Source organism: Desertihabitans aurantiacus (assembly GCF_003344635.1).
GTDB lineage: Bacteria > Actinomycetota > Actinomycetes > Propionibacteriales > Propionibacteriaceae > Desertihabitans > Desertihabitans aurantiacus.
Genome location: NZ_QPKK01000010.1, coordinates 15,859 through 35,705, shown reverse-complemented (window position 1 = coordinate 35,705; position 19,847 = coordinate 15,859). Strand labels below are relative to the sequence as shown.

The following is a 19,847-nucleotide window of genomic DNA, read 5'->3' as shown; positions in this document are numbered from 1 at the left end:
GGGGCCGGTGGGCTGCAGGCGTCCCGGCTGCTGCGGCGGGGCCGGCTGACCCTGGAGGCGGCCAGCCGGCCGACCACGGTGCACCAGGTCGCCGCCGCGGTGGCCGACGGCCTGCACGCCGCCGGGCTGAGCCCGGAAGGCGCGGACGGCGTCGTGGTGGAGGTCGACTCGGCGGGGGAGTACCGCTGTCGGCTCACCGGCGTCGGTGCGGCGGACTCGGCCCGGTTCGCCGCCGCGCTGGAGGAGGCGCTCGGGCCGGTGCTCGACCCGCGCTACCTCATCAGCCGCCGCGTACCGGGTGCCGTCACCGACCGGCGTGCGCTGCTGCGGGTCGGGGCCGGCGGCGCGGTGTCCACCGCGGAGGCCTGGCACGCGGTGCCGACGGTGCTCGGGCGCAACGCCGGGCTGGTCGAGGGTTATGCCCGGGCCTGGGACCGCTGGGTCGGCCCGGGACGGACGCTGTGGACCGGCTCCCCCGAGGGGGCCGGGCTCCTCACCGCCCAGCACGGCAGCGACCCCTTCGACGTCACCTCCCTGGTCCGGGTGGGCTGGGAGTGACCGGGCGGAGCGGGGGAGACGACCTCACTCGTGCGGGGTGATCACGCTCAGCTCGGGCTGGTCGATCACGCAGAACTCGTTGCCGTCGGGGTCGCGCAGGACGACGAAATCGGCCTCCGGCGGGTAGGGCCAGTCCTCCACCGGGGTCGCGCCGAGGGCGAGCAGCCGGTCCACGTGGCGCTGCTGCTCCGAGGTGTAGAGGTCGATGTGCACCCGCACCGGCTGGCTCGGCCGGTCGTCGGTGCGCTGCAGCGACACCGGGATCCGGCGCGAGTGCGGGTCGACCAGCATCATGAACTCCGGGTCGAGCTCGGACTCACGTGGCACGTAGCCCAGCGCCGCACGCCAGAAGGCGACGGCCCGGACCATGTCGGAGACGTTGATGACGACGGTGGCGACGTGCAGGTCGCCGACCTCACCGGATGCGGACATCGTTCCTCCTCGGTCGGGTCCGTCTGGGCCGTGGACCTCCCATCCTCGCTGGCGCCCCGGTCGGCCTGCGAGCGGGGCCGGTGGATGCTGGTCTCGACCTGTCCCTGAGGGTTCGTCGCCGGCTCTTGCGCCGGCGGTCGGGCCGGTGGACGCTTCTCCCGGTTCGGGGGACGAGCCGGGAGAAGACGATGACCGCCAGACGTGCAGCTGCGTGGGTGCGTGCCCTGACCACCACCGCGGTCGGCCTCGCGCTGCTGCTGACCGGGTGGTCACCCGCCCGCGCCGACGACGCCGTCGCCGTCCGCGACGGCAGCTTCCAGATCGAGGGCAGCGGCTACGGCCACGGCTGGGGCATGTCGCAGTGGGGCGCCTACGGCGCGGCCCGCCAGGGTCTGCACTGGCGGGAGATCCTCGGCTTCTACTACCCGGGCACCACCATCACCCGGCTGGACGCCTCCAGCATCCGCGTCTGGCTGACCGCCGACACCGACGCGAGCCTGCAGGTGCTGGCCGAGAAGGGGCTGCGGCTCTACGAGCCGAAGGCCAGGAAGTACGCCACGCTGCCCACCGGGTCGTCCTACGCCGAGTGGCGGGTGCGCCGCAGCGGGTCGTCCTTCGTGCTGGAGCGGCGGGCCAGGGGCGGCGCCTGGAAGCGGCACGCCCCCGGGCTGTCGGCGTCCCGGCCCTGGCAGTTCGACACCTCCGACGACGTGGTCTCGGTGGTGCTGCCCGGCGGACGCACCACCGAGTACCGCGGCCGGGTCGGGCTGATCGCCTCCGGCAGTGGCGCCCGCACCGTCAACACCGTCGACCTCGAGCTCTACCTGCGCGGCGTCGTCCCGGCGGAGATGCCGACGTCCTGGCACGGTGAGGCCGTCCGGGCGCAGGCCGTCGCCGCCCGCAGCTACGCGGTACGGCTGCGCGAGCACAGCAGCACCAGCGGCTACGACGTCTGCGACACCACCGCCTGCCAGGTCTACAAGGGCGTCGCCACCACCGTCTCGGGCCGGAGGACCAGCCACGAGACCAGCGGCGGCACCGCGGCCGTCCAGGGCACCTCCCGCTACGTCGTCAGCTACCGCGGCGAGGTGGCGCTGACCCAGTTCTCGGCCTCCAACGGTGGGCACACCGCTCGCGGCGACCACCCCTACCTGACCGCCCGCAAGGACCCCTACGACGGCGTGGTGCAGTCCCAGGCCTGGAAGGTCACCCTGACCGCCCGCCAGCTCGCCGCGGCCTGGCCGCAGGTCGGCACGGTGCGCGAGCTGCAGGTCACCGCCCGGGATGGTGCCGGCAGCTGGGGCGGCCGGGTCCGCTCGCTCCGGGTGGTCGGCAGCAAGAGCAGCGTCACCGTCTCCGGTGCCACCTTCCGCGGCCGGTTCGGGTTGCGCTCGGACCTGCTGCGGGTGGTGCCGACCGCCACCGCGATCGACCGGCGCTGGCAGCAGACCGGCGGCGCGGACGGCCCACTCGGACGCCCCACCGCGGCCGAGCGCGACGTCGCCGACGGGCGGATGCGCGAGTTCTCCCGGCACACCCTGTTCTCCTCCCCGCGCACCGACGCCTACTGGACCGTCGGCCGGATCCGCGACCGCTACCGGGCGCTCGGCACCGCCGAGTCGCGGCTGCGGTTCCCGGTCAGCGACGAGGAGGCGGGCCCGCACGGTTCGCGGATCAGCCGGTTCGAGAACGGCGCCATCATCTTCACCGGCCCGACCGGCGCCCGGGTCGTCCGCGACGGGTTCTGGCGCTCCTACCGCGACGACGCCCGGCTGCGTGACACCCTCGGTGTCCCGGCCGGGGAGGAGGTCGCCCACGCGACGCTGCGGACGCCGGTGCAGCGGTTCAGCAAGGGGTGGGCGTTCTGGCAGGGCGGCCGGGCGGTGCCGCTGATCGGCGGCTTCGGCGGGCACTGGAACCGGCTCTCGGCGTCCGAGCAGCGCCACCGTGGGGTGCCCACCGGCCCCGAGACCCGCAGCGCGACCAAGGGCGTCCCGGTGCAGCGCTTCACCACCGGCACCTGGTTCTGGGTCGACCACCGGGTGCGCGAGACCTACGGCAAGATCGACGAGCGCTACCGCCAGCTCGGCGCGGAGAAGTCCCGGCTGGGGCTGCCGCTGGGCACCGAGGAGGCCGGCCCCGGGGGTTCGCGGGTGAGCCGGTTCGAGGGCGGCACCATCACCTGGAAGTCGGGCAAGGCGACGGTGCGCTACCGCTGATCCTCACGCGGGTTCGGGGATGAGGTCGCGGGCGTCGGCGTAGGACAGCCCGGTCAGCTCCAGCAGGTCGACCGTCATCGAGCGGATCTGGGCCAGCACCACGATGTTGGAGAGGCTGGTGTTGAGCCCGGCGTCGCCGGTGTGCTGGCCGAGCCGCACGAGCCGCTTCTGAGCGGCGGTCGGCAGCCGGCGCTCGTAGAGCTCACCGGCCATCCACTCCACCACCTCGACCAGCTCGTCGAGCAGCGCGAGATAGGCCTCGGGCGGTCGCTGGCCGTGGAAGACCGCCACCGCGGTGCGTCGGGTGAGCACGCGGAGGTTGCGCATCAGCCGGTCCAGCGGCTGGTAGAGCGCGGCGATGTTCTGCACCTCGTTGCGGCGCCGGCCGAAGAAGGGGGAGTAGCGCACCACCGCCATCCCCTCCCGGTTGGCCTCCTCGATCGCCGACAGGTGCTGCTCGCTGCGCCGGGCCCGGTCGAGCACCTCCTCGGCCAGCTGCAGGTCGGTGCTGGTCAGCGCGGTGCGGGCCGCGCTGAGCGTCCCGGCCACCTCCTGCAGAGCCTCGGCCACCAGCAGCCGCGGCCGGATGAGCGGGGCCGACGGCGCCACCGTGGTGACGACGAGGGCGAGTGCGCAGCCGACCACGGCGTCCAGCCAGCGGTCCACGCCCGGCTCCGCGCCGGCCGCCAGCACCACGACGATCGAGGACTGCACACCGGCCTGGGTGATCATGAGGTTGCGGGCGCCGACCAGGGTCGCCACCGCCATCGCCAGCGCCGCCACCACCGTGATCTGCACCGGCCCGGTGCCGAACACGAGGACGAACACGTCGCCCATCGCCACCCCCAGCGCCACCCCGACCGCCATCTCGATGGCCCGGCTGAACCGCTGCCCGAAGGAGAAGCCGAGGCAGACGATGGCCGCCACCGGGGCGAAGATCGGCAGCGGGTGGCCGAGCAGCCGGTTGGCCACCAGGTAGGCCAGGCCCGCGGTGACGGCGCACTGGGCGATGAGGAACGAGCGGTAGCGCAGCCGTCGGGCGCGCCGGGCGAGGCTGGCGGTACCGCGTCGTGCGGTGCGCTCGCTGGCGTCGTAGGCCCGCAGGACGACCCGGAGGGCGGGGTGACGGCTCATGGCGTCATTGTGCCGTCGCCCGGCCGGGCGGCGGCGGCCGTGGCGTCCGGAATCTGAGGCTTGCCGTCCGCGGGCGTCGCCAGCAGGATGCGTCGCGTGACGGAGGAGCAGCGCGACCTGGTGGTGGTGGGCGCCGGTGTGGTCGGGATGGCGCACGCGGTGACGGCTCTGCGGCGGGGCATGTCGGTGACGGTGCTCGACCGGGACGCCGAGGCGGTCGGGGCCTCCGTGCGCAACTTCGGCCACATCTGCATCACCGCCCAGAGCGGTGAGCTGCGCGAGCTGGGGCTGCGCTCGCGTGAGGGCTGGCTGGAGGCGTCCGAGGCGGTGGGCTTCTGGGCCGGCGAGGTGGGGGCGGTGGCGGTGGCCCGGACGCCGACCGAGCTCGCCGTGCTGGAGGAGCTGGCGGCCTCCCGCGACGACGCCTCGGTGACCGTGCTGTCAGCGGCCGAGACCCGCCGTCGCCTGGACGGCTGCGGTGCGGACGACCTGGTCGGCGGGGCCTTCCTCGCCGCCGACCTGCGGGTGGACCCGCGGGTCACGGTGGCCGCGCTGGCGTCCTGGGTGGACGACCAGCCCGACGGTGAGGTGCGCTGGCGGACCGCGGTGACCGGGGTGGAGCCCGGCGTCGTGCACACCACGCGGGGGCCGGTGCGGGCGCGGCAGGTGCTCGTCTGCGTGGGCCACGACGTCGACCAGCTGCTGCCGGCGCTGGCCGAGGAGCACCAGATCACCCGGTGCAGCCTGGAGATGGCCCGGGGGCTCTGGTCGGGTGGGCAGCCCACCATCGGCCCGGCGGTGCTGAGCGCCACCTCGATGCTGCGCTACGACGCCTTCACCGCCCAGCCCTCCAGCGCGGCCCTGCGTGCGGAGGTGGAGTCGGCGACGCCGGAGCTGCTCGCTGTCGGGGCGAACGTCATGACGACCCAGCTCCCCGACGGCAGCTTCGTGCTCGGCGACTCCCACGCCTACGGCCCGACCGTGCGGCCCTTCCTGTCAGAGGCGACCTCGGTGCTGCTGGTGGGGGCGGCCGGTCGGCTGCTGGGGGCGCGGTTCGACGTCATCGAGCGGTGGCAGGGCGTCTACGCCTACTCACCGGTGGCGCCGCTGCTGGACCTCGAGACCGCGCCGGGCGTCCGGGTGGTCGGCGTGACGTCGGGGATCGGCATGACGTTGTCGTTCGGGCTGGCCCGCCGGACGCTGGACTCGCTGGCCTGAGCGGCCCCGAGGGCCAGTCGCTGGACGGCGGCCGCAGGCCCTGGGTCTGGTTCCTACACTGGCGGCCGTGCGCGCGCTGCTGCTGGAGAACATCCACCCCGAGGCGAACCGTCTGCTGGAGGAACGCTCCATCGAGGTGAGCACCGCCCGTGGGGCGATGGACGAGGACGAGCTGATCGAGGCGCTGCAGGGGGTCGACCTGCTCGGCATCCGGTCCAAGACCCAGCTGACCGCGCGGGTGTTCGCCGAGACGCGGCTGACCGCCGTCGGTGCCTTCTGCATCGGCACCAACCAGATCGACCTGGACGCCGCCAGCCGCGCGGGCACCCCGGTCTTCAACGCGCCGTTCTCCAACACCCGCAGCGTGGTCGAGCTGGCGATCGCCGAGATCATCGCGATGGCCCGCCACCTCACCGACAAGAACGCCTCGCTGCACGCCGGCGTGTGGGACAAGTCGGCGAAGGGCTCGCACGAGGTGCGGGGTCGCACGCTGGGCATCGTCGGCTACGGCAACATCGGCAGCCAGCTGTCGGTGGTGGCCGAGGCGCTGGGCATGCAGGTCTACTTCTACGACGTCGTCGACAAGCTCGCGCTGGGCAACGCCCGGCGCTGCGACAGCCTCGAGGAGCTGCTGTCGAAGGTGGAGACGGTCTCGCTGCACGTGGACGGGCGTCCCGGCAACGCGGGGCTGTTCGGCGCGGAGCAGTTCGACCAGATGCGTCCGCGCAGCCTGTTCCTCAACCTGTGCCGCGGGATCGTCGTCGACCACGAGGCGCTGCGCGAGCGGCTGCTCAGTGGCCACATCGCCGGTGCCGCGGTCGACGTCTTCCCGACCGAGCCGAAGTCGGCCGGCGACCCGTTCGTCTCCAGCCTGCAGGGCATCCCCAACGTGATCCTGACCCCGCACGTGGGCGGCTCGACCGAGGAGGCGCAGATCGACATCGGCCGGTTCGTCGCCGGGAAGCTGCGCGACTACGCCGCCACGGGGGCCACCGTGATGAGCGTCAACCTGCCGTCGGTGCAGATCGACGACCAGGTGCCGCACGCCCGGATCCTGCACCTGCACCGCAACGTCCCCGGTGTGCTGGCCCGCCTCAACACGGTCCTGGGCAACCACCAGGTCAACATCGACCGCCAGGTGCTCTCCACCCGCGGCGAGCTCGGCTACGTCGTCACCGACGTCGCCAGCCCGCTGCCGGCCCCGATGATCGAGGAGCTCGTCGCCCTCCCCGAGACGGTCCGCCTCACCACCATCGGCTGCTGACCCGCGCCGCCCCGACGCCCTGAGCTCGTCGGAGGGCGAGCGCGGACGCCGACCGGGTCAGCGCCGCCGGCCGAGCTGAGCGGTTGCGCCCGACCCGGGTCCAAGCGCCCTGAGCCTGTCGAAGGGCGAGCACGGACGACCGGGTCGTTGCCGCGGCCGAGCTGAGCGGTTGCGCCTGACCCGGCTCGAAGCGCCCTGAGCCTGTCGAAGGGCGAGCAACCGACTGCCTCTGTCCCGAGCCTGACCGCCGTCTGGGCCTCGGTTTGCGCGCCGCACCACCATCCCAGCCCGCATCCCCTGGCATGGTGAGGGTCGACCGAGAGGATGCTCGATCACACGTTCGAAAACTGTCAGAGCCCCTCCGTAGCGTTGGGGTCGTGGAAACAGGACGAGGACTGGACGCGAGCACGGTGCTCGCCGGCGCGCGTGAGCTGCACGAGCAGGAGCTGAGCGCGAGCGCCGGGCTGCTGTGGCATGCCGCGTCCTGGGCCGACCTGCACCCGGCGGTGGACGCCGACGAGGCGGCCGTCTCCACCTGGCAGGGCCGCGAGTGCGGTGTCCCGCTGGCCGGGGAGGGCACCCCGCAGGTCGACCGGGCCTGCATCTCGGAGTTCGCCGCCGCCGTCGGGCTGCCGTCGGAGTCCGGTCAGCGGCTGATCGGCGACGCCCTGGAGCTGCGCCACCGGCTGCCCGCGGTGTGGGCGCTCGTGCAGGCGGGTCGCGTGCCGGCCTGGCGGGCGCGCGGGATCGCCCAGTCCACCAGCACCCTCACCCTCGAGGCGGTCGCCTTCGTCGACCGTCAGGTGGCGGCCGTCGCCGGACAGGTCGGGCCGCGTCAGCTCGACCGGCTGGTCGACGCGGCGGTGCTGGAGTTCATGCCCGAGGAGGCCGAGCGACGCCGCCTCGAGTCCGCCGACTGCCGCCACTTCACCATGCGCCACCCCGATGACGGCCACGGCGGCGGTCTCTCCTACGTCGAAGGCACCCTCGACCTGGTGGACGCGCTCGACCTCGACGCCGCGATCAGCGACGGTGCCGTCGCCCTGGCGCAGGCCGGGTGCGATCAGCCGCTGGACGTCCGCCGCTCGTTGGCCGTCGGCGAGCTCGCCCGTCGCCAGCCCGCCCTCGACCTCGGCCCGACCGCCGATCACGACGCCGCGACGGGGCCGACCCGCTCGGTGACGACGTCCGACCAGCCCAGGCCCGCCGGGTCGCCTGCGGCGGGGTCGCGGGTGCTGCTGTACCTCCACCTGTCCGCCGACGCGCTCGGTCGCACGCCCACCGCTGCGCCGGACCGGGCGCAGGTCGGCTGGGTGGGCAACACCCGCACACCGGTGACCGCCGGCCAGATCCGCGACTGGTGCGGCCGATCCGACGCCCGGGTCGAGGTGAAGCCGGTTATCGACCTGAACGAGAACGTCTCGGTCGAGGGCTATGCGATCCCCGACTGGCTCCGCGAGCGGGTCACCCTGCGCGACCGCACGTGCTTGTTCCCCTTCTGCCACCGCCCTGCGCACCCCCGCCCGATCCGGGCGGGCGGGCGCGGACGCGTCGCGGTGACGGCGGCCGACGAGGCGCCGCGCCAGCCGACGGTGCAGCTCGACCACCAGATCCCCTACGAGCAGGGCGGTCCCACCTCGGCGGACAACCTGGTGCCGCTGTGCCCGCGCCACCACAACGACAAGACCCACCACCGCTGGCGCTACCGGCGGCTCGCGCCCGGCGTCCACCTGTGGACGAGCCCCCACGGCCACCGCTTCCTCCGCGACCGTGACGGCACCACCGCCCTCACCGGCCCACCGACGGGCCGGCGCGACACCAGCAGCCGCTCCCAGCAGTCACCACCGCGGTCCGCTGACCCGACGCCGAGGACGGCGACCGGCCTGACCGGACGACGACCGCTCGGAGGCTCCCCGCCACCCGCTGCACCGAGACCGAACGGCCGGAGCGGTTCACCACCGCTCCGCGTGCGCCGACCACCGGCCGCCGTCGCGGACGCCACCGGGCAGCACGACCCGCCACCGTTCTGACCGCGCCCGGTCGGAGTCCGGCTTCGCCGTGCCACAGCCGCGCCTGACCAGGTCAGCGCGGGACCGCGGCATGCCCACGTCCGGGGCGTCGAGCTCAGGCGGCGTCAGCGGCCGGCTGGTGCGCAGCGCAAGGCGACCCGGGGCTTGACGCCACGCCGAAGGAAGAGGTCAGACCTCCGGGGTCACCCGCGGGATCTCCACCGACGGCTCGAGGTCGTCCTCGCCCAGCTCGACCGGGGTGTTGAGCCGGCGCACCACCTCGTCGTGCAGGACGCCGTTGGTCGCCAGCGCGCCCGGACCCACCGGCCCGCGCTCGCCGGCCACGTTGCCGAACCGACCCCCGGCCTCCTCCACGACCACCGCCAGCGCGGCCATGTCGTGCAGGGCCAGCTCGGGCTCGCAGGCGATGTCGACCGCACCCTCGGCCAGCAGCATGTAGCTCCAGAAGTCACCGTAGGCACGGGTCCGCCAGCAGTCGCGCATCAGGTCGACGAACGGCTGGCCGTGGCCCGAGGTCACCCAGCCGCCGATCGAGCTGTACGACAGCGAGGCGTCCGCCACCGTCGCCACCTTCGAGACCCGGATCGGGGCGGCCGACATCAGCGACTTCCCGGCGAACGCACCACCACCGCGGTGAGCCCACCAGCGCCGGTTGAGCATCGGCGCGCTGACCACGCCCGCCACCACCTGGTCGTCGATCATCAACGCGATCAGGGTCGCCCAGACCGGCACCCCGCGGACGAAGTTGCGGGTGCCGTCGATCGGGTCGACCACCCACCGGCGCGGGCCCCACCCGGTGTCCTCACCCTCCTCGCCGTGCACCGCGTCCCGCGGTCGCGCCTTGGCCAGGGTGCGCCGGACGGCCTCCTCGACGGCGAGGTCGGCGTCGGTCACCTCGGTCATGTCGGGCTTGCTGCTGACGGTGAGGTCGCGGGCCCGGAACCGGCTGGTGGTGATGGAGTCGGCGTTGTCGGCCATCAGGTGCGCGAGCCGCAGGTCGTCGGTGAGGTTCTGCGCAGGGGACGGGGCCATGGGGAGAGGCTATCGGGGTCCCGCGGCCACGGACGTCACCGCACGGCATCCCGCCCGGCCCACCGCGGCAATCCGGTGGCCGTCCGGCCGACCCGTGCCTACGCTCGGCGGGCGTGACCATCTACCAGCACCCGTTGGCCTACCTGCTCGGGATGGAGGGCCTCGCGCTGCTGCGCGGGTGGGCGGGCGACCTCGACGAGCGCTTCACCCGCGAGCGGCTCGCCGAGGTGCGCCGGCTGCTCGACGACCCGGTGCTCGCCGAGCACCCCGGGGTGCGGGTCGCCCGGGGCAGCGCCGCCGACGGGTACCGGCAGTGGGCTCCGAGCTACGACGAGCCCAACGGCCTGTTCGACCTCGACGAGCCCTTCGTCGACGAGGTCCTGCAGGGCCTGCCCGCCGGCACCGCGCTGGACGCGGCCTGCGGCACCGGGCGGCTGGCCGAACGCCTGGAGGCCGCCGGGCACCGGGTGGTCGGCGTCGACGCCTCAGCCGAGATGCTGGCCCGTGCCCGCAGCCGCGTGCCCTCCGCACGGTTCGTGCAGGGCCACCTGGAGCGCCTCCCGCTGCCGGACGCGTCGGTCGACATCGCGGTGTGCGCGCTCGCCCTGTCCCACCTGCCCGGGCTCGGGGGAGCGCTGGCCGAGCTCGCCCGGGTGCTCCGGCCGGGCGGCCACCTGGTGATCTCCGACGTCCACGCCGAGCTGGTGCTGCGCGGCTCGGTGGTGACCTCCCTCGGCGCCGACGGCGGACCGGGGCTGGTCCCCACCTACCGCCACCCGACCGGCGCCTACCTGCGGGCGGCGCTGGCGGCCGGGTTGCGGGTCCGCCGCTGCGAGGAGGTCGGGGCGGTCGACGACGGTGCCGCGCCCGAGCGACCCGCACGCCAGGCCGCCGACGCCGACGACCTCGGACCCTGGTCGCTGTGGCCGTGGTCGCTGCTCGACCTGGCCCCGGAGGCGAGCGCCGCGGCCTGGACGACCCCGTCCACCGTCCTCTGGCACTTCCAGCGCCCGGACGCCGCACCGCCGGCCGGCTGACCCGACCCGGCTCGCGCGACCGACCGGGCTCAGTACGTATCCGCGCTGAGCCGGGCGTCGAGGATGCGGCGGAAGGACTGCAGCCGCTCCGGTGCGAGCCGGCCCTCGGCGACCGCCTGGTCCAGTCCGCAGTCGACGGCCGTGCTGTCGTGGCGGCACCCGCGCGGGCAGCTGCCGGTCTCGGCGGCCAGGTCGCCGAAGGCCGACACGATGCCGTCCGGGGTGACGTGGCTGAGCCCGAAGGAGCGCACGCCCGGGGTGTCGATCACCCAGCCGCCGTCCCCGCCGTCCGGCAGCGCCGGCAGCTGCAGCGCGATCGCCGACGTCGACGTGTGCCGGCCCCGGCCGGTCGTCGCGTTGACCGCCCCCACCGCCCGGTCCAGCCCGGGGATCAGCGCGTTCACCAGCGTCGACTTGCCCACCCCGGAGTGCCCGACGAACACCGTCGTCCGCCCGGCCAGCCGCTCCCGCAGGTCGCTGAGGTCGGCACCGGGCTGCGTCGTCAGCACCGTGACATCGAGCGGGCGGTAGGCGGCGACGATCTCGTCCGGGGAGGCCAGGTCGGCCTTGGTCAGCACCAGCAGCGCGTCCAGACCGGCGTCGAACCCCGCCACCAGGATCCGGTCGATCATCCCCGGCCGCGGTGGCGGGTCGGCCAGCGCGGTGACGATGGCCAGCTGGTCGGCGTTCGCCACCACCGGACGCTCGTAGGGGTCGTCGTCGTCGGCGGTCCGGCGCAGCACCGTCCGCCGCTCCTCGACCTCCACCAGCCGGGCCAGCGTGCCCTCCTCGCCGCTGAGGTCGCCCACCACGCGCACCCGGTCACCGACCACCACGCGGGTCCGGCTCAGCGAGCGGGCCTTCGTCGCCGACACCAGTCCCTGACCGGGGTCGTCGGACGCCCCCTCCAGCCGCAGCCGGTACCGGCCACGGTCCACGGTGATCACCGTCGCCAGGGCGGCGTCGGAGAAGTCGGGCCGGTCCTTGGTGCGGGGACGGGAGCGGCGGCCGGGACGGTCGAAGCCCGCGTGCTCGTCGCTGTGGATGCCTCCGCGTCGGCTCAAGGGGCGTCCTGCCCTGCCTCGTCCCCGGCGTGCTCGGCGACGTCACGGGCCAGCCACCGGTCGCTCTGGGCGAGCATGTCGTCCCACAGCTCGGGGAACTGCGGCATCGTCTTGCTGGTGCAGCCGATGTCGTCGAGGGTGATGTCGTCGACCACCAGCCCGAGCACCGCCCCTGCCTGAGCCATCCGGTGGTCGGCGTAGGTGCGCCACATCCCGCCGTGCAGCAGCCGCGGGTGGATGGTGAGCCCGTCCTCGTGCTGGCTGACCGACGCCCCCAGCCCGTGCAGCTCGGCCTCGAGCGCGGCGAGCCGGTCGGTCTCGTGGCCGCGGATGTGGCCGATCCCGGTCAGGTGGCTGGTGCCGTGCGCCAGCGCGCAGACCGCGGCCAGCACCGGGGTGAGCTCGCTGGCGGCGGACAGGTCGGCGTCCAGCGCCTTCACGTGCCTGGTGCCGGTGAGCGTCAGCCCGTCCTCGGTCAGCTCGGCGCGGGCACCCATCGCGGTGAACAGGTCGACCAGCATCGCCCCGGGCTGGTCGGTGTCGGCCGGCCAGTCGTGGATGGTCACCCGGCCCTCGGTGACCAGGGCGGCCGCGAGGAACGGGGCGGCGTTGCTGAGGTCGGGCTCGATGGTGACGTCGCGTGCCTGCACCGGCCCGGGCGCGACCACCCAGCGGTGCTCCTCGGGCTCGTCCACCCGCACGCCGCGCTCGCGCAGCATCGCCACCGTCATCGCGATGTGGGGGAGCGAGGGCAGCGTCGGGCCGACGTGGCGCAGGTCGATCCCACGCGCGAACCGCGGGGCCGCCAGCAGCAGCGCGGAGACGTACTGGCTGGAGGTGGAGGCGTCGATGTTGACCGGCCCGCCCGGCAGGTCGGGGCGTCCGGTGAGCGTGAACGGCAGCGCCTCGGAGTCGTCCAGGTCGGCGCCGATGTCGGCCAGCGCGTCCAGCAGCGGCAGCATCGGACGGGAGCGGGCGTGCTCGTCGCCGTCGAAGGTCACGGTGCCGGGCACGGTGGCGGCCAGCGGCGGCACGAAGCGCATCACCGTGCCCGCCAGACCGCAGTCGATGGTGCCGCTCATCCGGTGGTCGTCCGCCGCCGGGGTCACCCGCCACACGTCGGTGCCGTCGTCGATCGTCGTGCCGAGCGCCCGCAGCGCGTCGCGCATCAGCTGGGTGTCGCGGGCGTCCAGGCCGCCGGTGATGGTGGACGGCCCGTCGGCGATGGCGGCCAGCAGCAGCGCCCGGTTCGTCTCCGACTTCGACCCGGGGACGCGGACGCGCGCGTGCACGCGCTCCTCGGCCCGGGGGGCGAACCACTCACCTCCGGCCACGGCTCGCCGGGGCCGGGCGGGACCGGCGGGAGGGTTCTCGGGAGGTTCTGCCGTCACGTCGTGCTGGCCTCAGTCGAACTTCTTCTCGACCTTCTTGACGGCCCGCCGCGCGTCCTTGCGGGCCTGCTTGGCCTCCTTGGCCAGCCGGTTGCGCGCCTTGCGGGTCTTGGCCGCGACCTTGTCGCCGCCGGCCTGGGCGCGCCAGACGAGGCCGGGCTTGCCCTCGGTGTCGAGGGAGGCCAGCAGCACCCCGCCGAGCACGGCCAGGTTGGTGAGGAAGCTGCGCTTCTGCTCGCCGTCGTCGGAGGCCTTGTTGCTGCCGAAGGGGGCCGAGGCGAGCAGCTGCGGCACCATCGAGATGCTCAGCAGCACCGCCCCGGGTCGACGGAGCCGGCCGGTGGCCAGCGCGAGCGCGGCGAGCACCTGGGCCACCCCGCCGATCCGCACCAGGGTGGCGGTGTCGGAGGGGATGTAGGAGCCGACGCCGCTGGGCGCGTTCTTCTGCACGAGCGGGACCAGGCGGTCGGTCAACGGCTCGACCACCGGCACGAGCTCGTCGGGCTGGCGCGCGGCCTTGATGCCACGGGACACGAAGAGGCTGGCCAGCATGGCGCGGGCGGCGAATCGAGGCAGGCTCATGGGTCCTTTCTACCGGCTCCCTCCGACGCGGCCCACACCGGGCTCACCGTCGGTGGCGGGGACTAGCGTGTCGGGCATGTGTGGGCGATACGCGAGCTCCGCGAGCTCGGACGACCTGAGCCGGGAGTTCGAGGTGGACGACGTGGTCGGGGAGTGGGGCGGACCGAGCTGGAACGTCGCCCCGACCGACGCCGTCCCGGCCGTGCTGGAGCGGGCCGACAAGGAGAGCGGCGAGGTCCGTCGGCGGCTCACCCCGCTGCGCTGGGGGCTGGTGCCGAGCTGGAGCAAGGACGTCAAGGGCGGGGCGCGGATGATCAACGCCCGGGTCGAGACGGTGGCCGAGAAGCCCGCCTTCCGCCGCGCCTTCGCCGCCCGACGCTGCCTGCTGCCCGCCGACGGCTACTACGAGTGGTACGACACCGAGCAGCCCGGCCGCGGCGGACGTCCGCGCAAGCAGCCGTTCTTCATCCACCGCGCTGACGGCGGCCTGCTGGCGATGGCGGGCATCTACGAGTTCTGGAAGGACCCGGCCGCCGACCCGGACTCACCCGACGCCTGGGTGGTCTCCTGCTCGGTCATCACCACCACCGCCACCGACGCGGTCGGCCACATCCACGACCGCATGCCGATGGTGGTGCCGGCCGCTGCCCGCGACGCCTGGCTCGACCCGACCTGCACCGACCCGCAGCGGGCGCTGGAGCTGCTCGAGGTGACCGAGGCCGCCCAGCTCGAGGCCTACGCCGTGGTCGGGTTGGTCAGCAACGTGCGCAACGACGGGCCCGAGCTGCTGACGCCGCTGGCGGAGGAACCGCCGGCTGACGAGCAGACCCCCGACGGCGCCGGGCCCGGCGACACAGGCGAGGGCGGGGCGGGGCAGGACCGGCTGCTGTGAGCGAGGACGTCCCGGTCGACACCCCGCAGGGCCCCGGCCGGTGGCTGGTCGACGCGCCGGGACGTCCCGGCGCGCTGCTGCTGCTGGGCCACGGGGCCGGCGGTGGGCTGGAGTCCCGCGACCTCACCACCCTGGCCCGCCGGCTGCCGGCCGAGGGGGTGGCGGTGGCCCGGTTCGCCCAGCCCTGGCTGGTCGCCGGACGCAAGGTCGCGGTTCGTCCACCGCAGCTGGACGAGGCCTGGCTGGCGGCGGTGCCGACCTTGCGCGGGCGCTGGCCAGAAGCACCGCTGGTCACCGGCGGACGCAGCGCCGGTGCCCGGGTGGCCTGCCGCACCGCGGACGCGGTCGGCGCCGCGGCCGTGCTCTGCCTGTCCTTCCCGCTGCACCTGCCCGGACGCACCACCTCCCGGCTGGAGGAGCTGCTCGCCCCCGCGGTGCCCCGGGTGGTGCTCCAGGGCGCCCGTGACCCCTTCGGCGGCACCGACGAGCTGCGGACGGCCCTCGCCGGCGCCGACCCCGCAGCCGACGTCACCGTGCTCGACGTCCCCGACGCCGGGCACGACCTGCGTCCGGCGAAGCGGGCCGGGATCAGCCCGGACGACTGGCGGGAGCTGCTGCTGGGCGCGGCCCGTCGGGCGCTGGCGGCCGCGGCCGGCTGAGCCGGCCAGGAGCGGTGCGCTCAGGACCGGTGGAGGGCGGCCAGCCGCTGGATGGCGAACTGGTAGCCCAGCACCCCGCAGCCGACGATCACCCCGCTCGCCACGTCGGAGAGGAAGGAGCGGTGCCGGAAGTCCTCGCGGGCGTGCACGTTCGACAGGTGCACCTCCACCATCGGCACCTCGCTGGCCACCACGGCGTCACGCAGCGCCACCGAGGTGTGGGTGTAGCCGGCGGCGTTGAGCACCAGCCCGATCGAGCGCCCGCGGGCGGCCTGCACCAGGTCGACCAGCTCGCCCTCGGCGTTGGACTGGTGGAACTCGCAGTCCAGCCCCAACCCCTCGCTGGTCGAGACGCACAGCCGCCGCACGTCCTCCAGGGTGTCGGTGCCGTAGACGGCGGGCTCCCGGGTGCCCAGCAGGTTGAGGTTGGGGCCGTTGAGCACGGTGACGGTCGGACGCACGGGGTCAGTGTGTCAGCCGCCGACCGACGGGGAATACCCCCGCGCCGGCGCGGCGTTCTGCCCGACGTGATGGTGATGACAGCGACCGAGGGCTCGCAGCGGACTGCGCCGAGCCCAGTACTGTCGTACGTGATGACACTCCCACAGACACCGGCGGGGACGCCGGACGAGCAGGCGGAGCGGGCCGGCGTCGAGGTCGACCTCGCCACCGAGACCGAGGCCGAGCGCCGCGCCCGGTTCGAGGCCGACGCGCTGCCGTACCTGGACCAGCTCTACGGGGCGGCCCTGCGGATGGCCCGCAACGCCGCCGACGCCGAGGACGTGGTGCAGGAGACCTACGCCAAGGCGTGGGCCTCCTTCCACCAGTACACGCCGGGCACGAACCTCAAGGCCTGGCTGTACCGGATCCTCACCAACACCTACATCAACAGCTACCGCAAGCGTCAGCGCCAGCCGCAGACCTCCGACAGCGGCGAGGTGGCGGACTGGCAGCTGGCCCGTGCCGCCGAGCACACCTCCAGCGGGCTGCGCTCGGCCGAGGCCGAGGCGATGGACCGGCTGCCGGACTCGGTGGTCAAGGACGCCCTGCAGCAGCTCTCCCCGGACTTCCGGATGGCGGTCTACCTGGCCGACGTCGAGGGCTTCGCCTACAAGGAGATCGCCGAGATCATGCAGACGCCGATCGGGACGGTGATGAGCCGGCTGAACCGGGCCCGCAAGCAGCTGCGTGGGCTGCTGACCGAGCACGCCCGCGAGCTGGGGATGAGCGCGACCGGCACCCCGGGAGGTGAGCACCGATGAGTGCGGAGGAGCACGTCGAGCACGAGCACCACTTCCACGCCCTGGTGGGCGAGGACGGTGAGGTGCACTGCGCGGAGGTGCTGGAGCGGGTCAACGTTTTCATCGACCACGAGCTGGCCGACGCCGACAGCGACACGATCCGCGAGCACCTGGCCGCCTGCGAGCCCTGCCTGGACCAGTTCGACGTCGCCGACGCGGTCAAGCGGCTGGTGCGGCGCTGCTGCGTCGGTGAGCAGGCCCCGGCCACCCTGCGGCTGCGGGTGCTGCAGGTGGTCGCCGAGACCGGCGAGGACCCGCTGCGCCGCTGAGCGCGCGACGGCGTCCCGGACGTGCGACGAGGGCGGCTCCCCGACAGGGGAGCCGCCCTCGTGCGTCGTCTGGCCGACCTCAGGCGTTGGGGCGCTTGCCGTGGTTCGCGCCCTTCTTCCTGCGGGCGCGGCGCTTGCGGCCTGTCTTGCCCATCTGAGCCTCCTCGGTACGTGCTGCCGGCACCCTGCGGGGAACCGGACGTCGAACGCGCGCCGACACCGGGGTGTCGGGGCACGAGGAGCCATTCTGCCAGAGCGCCGCGGCTCTGTGAAACGGCGCACACCAGGGCGGTCCGGGCCCGCGGGATCACTAGGGTGGCGCCATGCCGATGATGGCGGAGATCCTCGCCGAGCACACCGCGCTCACCCCGGAGGAGGCCGAGGCGCTGCGCCGGCTGACCCAGGAGTGGCACCTGATCGCCGACCTGGCCTTCTCCGACCTCGTGCTGTGGGTGCCCGACCGCGACCCGAACATGCTGTGGGCCGCGGCGCAGGTGCGTCCGGTGACCGGCCCCACCGCGCTGTTCGACGACATGGTCGGCGACCTCATCGCCTACCAGCCGGAGAACCTCGTCAGCGACGCCTACCTCTCCGGCACCACCACCCGGACCAGTGAGAACAAGCTGCAGGCCGGCGTCCCGGTCGACGTCACGGCCGTCCCGGTCACCGTCGACGGGCGCACCGTGGCGGTGCTGGAGCGCTCGACCAACCGGCTGGGGCTGCGGGCGACCAGCACGCTGGAGGACGCCTACCTCGAGATCGCCGACGTGCTGTGCCAGATGGTCGAGCAGGGGCTGTTCCCGCTGCCGGGGCACCCCGCCGACCCCAGCAGCAGCCCGCGGGTGGGCGACGGGCTGATCCGGGTCAACGCCGAGGGCGACATCACCTACGCCAGCCCGAACGCGGTGAGCGTGTACCGCCGGATGGGCTTCGACGGCGACCTGGTCGACGAGGACTTCTTCGAGCTGACCGACGAGCTCGCCCGCCGCGACTCCCGGGCCAACCCGTCGGTGGGCGAGGCGCTGTACGGCACCGAGGTGGCCGAGTTCGACCTGCACACCGGCGCCTCGGACCTGCGCGCGCGGATCCTGCCGCTGGTGGCCGACGGGGAGCCCGACGGGCTGCTGGTGCTCTGCCGCGACGTCACCGAGCTGCGGGAGCGGGAGCGCCGGCTGATCGGCAAGGACGCCACCATCCGTGAGATCCACCACCGGGTGAAGAACAACCTGCAGACGGTGGCGGCACTGCTGCGGATGCAGGCCCGCCGGATCCAGTCCGCCGAGGGCCGCGACGCCCTGAACGAGGCGATGTCCCGGGTGGCGGCGATCGCCTCGGTGCACGAGACGCTGAGCCAGAGCTACGACGAGGAGGTGGCCTTCGACGACGTGGCCGACCGGGTGCTGCGGATCGTCGGCGACGTGTCGGCCGCGCAGGGCCAGGTGCAGGCGACCCGCCAGGGGTCATTCGGCCTGATCCCGGCCGCGATGGCCACCGGGCTGTCGCTGGTGATGACCGAGCTCTGCCAGAACGCCGTCGAGCACGGGCTGGGGAGCGCCTCGGGCCAGGTGCTGGTGGAACCGCGCCGGGTCGACCACGCGCTGGAGCTGCTGGTGAGCGACGAGGGGAAGGGGCTGCCCGAGGGCTTCTCGCTGGGGCAGAGCAAGAGCCTGGGGCTGAGCATCGTCTCCACCCTGGTCGCCGACCTCGGCGGGGAGTTCACCCTCGGCCCCAACCCCGCCGGTCGTGGGGCGACGGCGCGGGTGTGGCTGCCGATGGACGACGTGCCCGACCACAGCTCGCTGTCCTGAGCCGGGCGGCCGGGCGGCGGCGCACCGAGGACGCGAAAAGCGCCGGACCCTTCCGGGTTCCGGCGCCTTGGACGCGGGTCGGGCTCAGGCGGTACGCAGCCTCGACCGGGCGGCGCGGCGCTTGAGGGCGCGGCGCTCGTCCTCACTCATGCCACCCCAGACACCGTGGTCCTGACCGGCCTCGATCGCCCACTGGAGGCACTCCTCGCGGACGTCGCAGCGACGGCAGACCTGCTTGGCCTCCTCGATCTGCAGCAGGGCGGGGCCGGTGTTCCCGATCGGGAAGAACAGCTCCGGGTCCTCGTCCAGACAGGCCGCCTTGTGGCGCCAATCCATGCGAACTCCTTCATCTCAACGGTTCACGAACTGGTGTGTTCACGCGGGCGGCACGCCGATGTGTCAGACGTGTAACTGGTTCGCGTGACAACTGTGACAATTGGAACGGTGCTGCACAAGGGCATACCCACGTCGGCTGGGTCACACTCAGCTGTCGCGCAGACGACCGTGCGAGCCCGCCGCCCGCACTAGGATCAGCCCGGTGAGCACCGCCAGAACGCGTCCACCGCTGCCGTTGTTGCTCGCTGCCGCGGTGCTGGTCGTGGTCGCGGTCGGCGCCCTCGGCTTCGCCGTGGTCGAGCTGGTCAACCTGCGCGCCCACCGCTGGGTGGTCGCGGTCGGCACCACCGTGCTGATGGCCGGTTACGGCGTCTTCCTGCTGGCCGTCGCCAACGGGCTGCGCCGTGCCGCGCGCTGGTCCCGCGGCCCGGCGGTGGCCACCCAGCTGATCCAGCTGCCGGTGGCCTGGGGCTTCCTCGGCGGGTCGACCACCTGGGTGACGGTCGTGCTGGGTGGGCTGTCGCTGCTGGCGCTGGTCTGCCTGCTGCTGCCCACCAGCACCGTGGCGCTCGGGGCCGGTGGCGGCCTCAACGGTCCCGAGGGCCAGCACTAGCTCACCGG

The 19,847-nt window shown here is 74.0% G+C and carries 20 protein-coding genes and 1 pseudogene; 12 read left to right on the top strand and 9 right to left on the bottom strand.

The genetic code is table 11. The annotated features are described in order from the left end of the window. Positions 1-558: pseudogene (locus DVA66_RS02270) on the top strand (DEAD/DEAH box helicase); the annotation flags it as partial. A 24-nt stretch (positions 559-582) separates the two neighbouring features. Here DVA66_RS02270 and DVA66_RS02265 read toward each other — a convergent pair. Beyond that, positions 583-990: a VOC family protein gene (locus DVA66_RS02265; protein WP_198671405.1), complete on the bottom strand. Its 408-nt coding sequence runs from the start codon at positions 988-990 to the stop codon at positions 583-585. Positions 991-1,178: 188 nt separating this feature from the next. On the opposite strand from DVA66_RS02265, the gene DVA66_RS02260 reads away from it, so the two are divergent. Continuing rightward, the gene (locus DVA66_RS02260; protein WP_232821703.1) at positions 1,179-3,209 is read left to right on the top strand and encodes a SpoIID/LytB domain-containing protein; all 2,031 of its coding nucleotides are present in this window, start codon (positions 1,179-1,181) and stop codon (positions 3,207-3,209) included. A 3-nt stretch (positions 3,210-3,212) separates the two neighbouring features. Here the strand turns inward: DVA66_RS02260 and DVA66_RS02255 are convergent, their stop codons facing one another. Then, positions 3,213-4,343, bottom strand: coding sequence for an FUSC family protein (locus DVA66_RS02255; RefSeq protein WP_114558575.1), 1,131 nt, complete (start codon positions 4,341-4,343; stop codon positions 3,213-3,215). Between the two features lie 96 nt (positions 4,344-4,439). On the opposite strand from DVA66_RS02255, the gene DVA66_RS02250 reads away from it, so the two are divergent. The 3 genes from DVA66_RS02250 to DVA66_RS02240 all read left to right on the top strand — a co-directional run bounded on the left by DVA66_RS02250 (position 4,440) and on the right by DVA66_RS02240 (position 8,855). After that, positions 4,440-5,561 (top strand): TIGR03364 family FAD-dependent oxidoreductase, encoded by a 1,122-nt coding sequence (locus DVA66_RS02250; protein WP_198671403.1) that lies wholly within the window; start codon positions 4,440-4,442, stop codon positions 5,559-5,561. A 67-nt stretch (positions 5,562-5,628) separates the two neighbouring features. Further along, entirely contained in the window at positions 5,629-6,825 is a 1,197-nt protein-coding gene (gene serA, locus DVA66_RS02245; RefSeq protein ID WP_114558573.1) for a phosphoglycerate dehydrogenase, read from the top strand. A gap of 377 nt (positions 6,826-7,202) precedes the next feature. Next, the gene (locus DVA66_RS02240) at positions 7,203-8,855 is read left to right on the top strand and encodes an HNH endonuclease signature motif containing protein (protein ID WP_198671402.1); all 1,653 of its coding nucleotides are present in this window, start codon (positions 7,203-7,205) and stop codon (positions 8,853-8,855) included. Between the two features lie 168 nt (positions 8,856-9,023). On the opposite strand, the gene DVA66_RS02235 is transcribed toward DVA66_RS02240, so the two are convergent. Further along, positions 9,024-9,887 (bottom strand): inositol monophosphatase family protein, encoded by an 864-nt coding sequence (locus DVA66_RS02235; protein WP_114558571.1) that lies wholly within the window; start codon positions 9,885-9,887, stop codon positions 9,024-9,026. 113 nt (positions 9,888-10,000) lie between these two features. On the opposite strand from DVA66_RS02235, the gene DVA66_RS02230 reads away from it, so the two are divergent. Then, a complete protein-coding gene (locus DVA66_RS02230) occupies positions 10,001-10,924 on the top strand; it encodes a class I SAM-dependent methyltransferase (protein WP_232821702.1) in 924 nt (307 codons plus the stop codon). Positions 10,925-10,953: 29 nt separating this feature from the next. Here the strand turns inward: DVA66_RS02230 and rsgA are convergent, their stop codons facing one another. The 3 genes from rsgA to DVA66_RS02215 form a co-directional block, all read right to left on the bottom strand. Next, complete coding sequence (gene rsgA / locus DVA66_RS02225) at positions 10,954-11,988, bottom strand: ribosome small subunit-dependent GTPase A (RefSeq protein ID WP_114558570.1); 1,035 nt, start codon at positions 11,986-11,988, stop codon at positions 10,954-10,956. Then, entirely contained in the window at positions 11,985-13,280 is a 1,296-nt protein-coding gene (aroA, locus tag DVA66_RS02220; protein ID WP_232821701.1) for a 3-phosphoshikimate 1-carboxyvinyltransferase, read from the bottom strand. The genes rsgA and aroA overlap by 4 nt, the downstream gene beginning before the upstream one ends. A 111-nt stretch (positions 13,281-13,391) precedes the next feature. After that, the gene (locus DVA66_RS02215; protein WP_114558568.1) at positions 13,392-13,961 is read right to left on the bottom strand and encodes a DoxX family membrane protein; all 570 of its coding nucleotides are present in this window, start codon (positions 13,959-13,961) and stop codon (positions 13,392-13,394) included. Between the two features lie 76 nt (positions 13,962-14,037). Between DVA66_RS02215 and DVA66_RS02210 the strand changes: the two genes are divergently transcribed. Both DVA66_RS02210 and DVA66_RS02205 read left to right on the top strand, forming a co-directional pair. Next, positions 14,038-14,853: an SOS response-associated peptidase gene (locus tag DVA66_RS02210; RefSeq protein WP_114558567.1), complete on the top strand. Its 816-nt coding sequence runs from the start codon at positions 14,038-14,040 to the stop codon at positions 14,851-14,853. Continuing rightward, the gene (locus DVA66_RS02205; protein ID WP_114558566.1) at positions 14,850-15,512 is read left to right on the top strand and encodes an alpha/beta hydrolase family protein; all 663 of its coding nucleotides are present in this window, start codon (positions 14,850-14,852) and stop codon (positions 15,510-15,512) included. Before DVA66_RS02210 ends, DVA66_RS02205 begins: the two co-directional genes overlap by 4 nt. 20 nt (positions 15,513-15,532) lie before the next feature. On the opposite strand, the gene aroQ is transcribed toward DVA66_RS02205, so the two are convergent. Continuing rightward, entirely contained in the window at positions 15,533-15,973 is a 441-nt protein-coding gene (gene aroQ, locus DVA66_RS02200) for a type II 3-dehydroquinate dehydratase (RefSeq protein ID WP_114558565.1), read from the bottom strand. 132 nt (positions 15,974-16,105) lie between these two features. Between aroQ and DVA66_RS02195 the strand changes: the two genes are divergently transcribed. Continuing rightward, positions 16,106-16,774 (top strand): sigma-70 family RNA polymerase sigma factor, encoded by a 669-nt coding sequence (locus DVA66_RS02195; RefSeq protein WP_198671401.1) that lies wholly within the window; start codon positions 16,106-16,108, stop codon positions 16,772-16,774. Then, positions 16,771-17,082 (top strand): mycothiol system anti-sigma-R factor, encoded by a 312-nt coding sequence (gene rsrA, locus DVA66_RS02190; RefSeq protein WP_114558563.1) that lies wholly within the window; start codon positions 16,771-16,773, stop codon positions 17,080-17,082. Before DVA66_RS02195 ends, rsrA begins: the two co-directional genes overlap by 4 nt. 79 nt (positions 17,083-17,161) lie before the next feature. On the opposite strand, the gene DVA66_RS22070 is transcribed toward rsrA, so the two are convergent. Then, the gene (locus DVA66_RS22070) at positions 17,162-17,236 is read right to left on the bottom strand and encodes a 50S ribosomal protein bL37 (RefSeq protein WP_369797015.1); all 75 of its coding nucleotides are present in this window, start codon (positions 17,234-17,236) and stop codon (positions 17,162-17,164) included. 169 nt (positions 17,237-17,405) lie between these two features. On the opposite strand from DVA66_RS22070, the gene DVA66_RS02185 reads away from it, so the two are divergent. Beyond that, positions 17,406-18,890 carry a sensor histidine kinase gene (locus DVA66_RS02185; RefSeq protein WP_114558562.1) on the top strand — a complete coding sequence of 495 codons (1,485 nt, stop codon included), beginning with the start codon at positions 17,406-17,408 and terminating at the stop codon, positions 18,888-18,890. An 84-nt stretch (positions 18,891-18,974) separates the two neighbouring features. Here DVA66_RS02185 and DVA66_RS02180 read toward each other — a convergent pair whose 3' ends face one another. Then, positions 18,975-19,226 (bottom strand): WhiB family transcriptional regulator, encoded by a 252-nt coding sequence (locus DVA66_RS02180; protein ID WP_114124722.1) that lies wholly within the window; start codon positions 19,224-19,226, stop codon positions 18,975-18,977. A 202-nt stretch (positions 19,227-19,428) separates the two neighbouring features. Between DVA66_RS02180 and DVA66_RS02175 the strand changes: the two genes are divergently transcribed. Further along, positions 19,429-19,839 (top strand): hypothetical protein, encoded by a 411-nt coding sequence (locus DVA66_RS02175; RefSeq protein WP_157973781.1) that lies wholly within the window; start codon positions 19,429-19,431, stop codon positions 19,837-19,839. Positions 19,840-19,847 lie beyond the last annotated feature (8 nt).